Source organism: Aerococcus sp. L_32, assembly GCF_050689315.1.
In genome coordinates this window covers 1-660 of the sequence record NZ_JBOEQF010001036.1, presented here as the reverse complement: position 1 = coordinate 660, position 660 = coordinate 1, and the positions used below count along the sequence as shown (strand labels likewise).

Genomic DNA, 660 nt, shown 5'->3' with positions numbered 1-660 from the left:
GTTGAGAAAAGAAGCAGAAACACCCGTTTCTCACCTGAGTTGACAAGTTACGTCCTCGGGTTGATAGATATTCAGTTCACACAGACTCGATCTGTGTGCTTAATACGACGGGTAGTGATTGTGCTATCCGTCGTTTTTTTCTATGTGAAATTTCTCTTTCATACAGATTTATGCAATCTTGCAGAAAAATTTTCTTTTTATACAGCATCAATGGAGGTGTATTACTATCGCAAAAGATATGTTCGTAAATGAAAATATCCGTGCACGTGAACTTCGTGTAATTGATTCTGAAGGTGAACAATTAGGTGTGTTAAGTAAAGACGAGGCTTTAGATAAAGCTGAGCAAGTTGAACTTGACTTAGTACTAGTATCACCAAACGCAAAACCGCCAGTTGCCCGTATTATGGATTACGGTAAATACCGTTATGAGCAACAACGGAAAGAGCGTGAACAACGTCAAAATCAAAAACAAGTCAGTCTGAAGGAAGTACGTTTATCTCCTACGATTGAAAAAAATGATTTCGACACAAAATTGCGTCAAGCTCGCAAGTTCCTTGAAAAAGGTGACAAAGTGAAAGCTTCAATTCGTTTCCGTGGACGTGCTATTACGCACAAAGAAATCGGTCGCGAAGTGCTAGAACGCTTTGCAGAAGAGCTTAA

At 39.4% G+C, this 660-nt stretch carries 1 protein-coding gene; it reads left to right on the top strand.

The genetic code is table 11. The features are described 5' to 3' along the window. Positions 1-220 precede the first annotated feature (220 nt). The coding region (gene infC, locus ACRCJ0_RS18060) for a translation initiation factor IF-3 (protein WP_431391517.1) at positions 221-660 on the top strand (440 nt) is incomplete at its 3' end.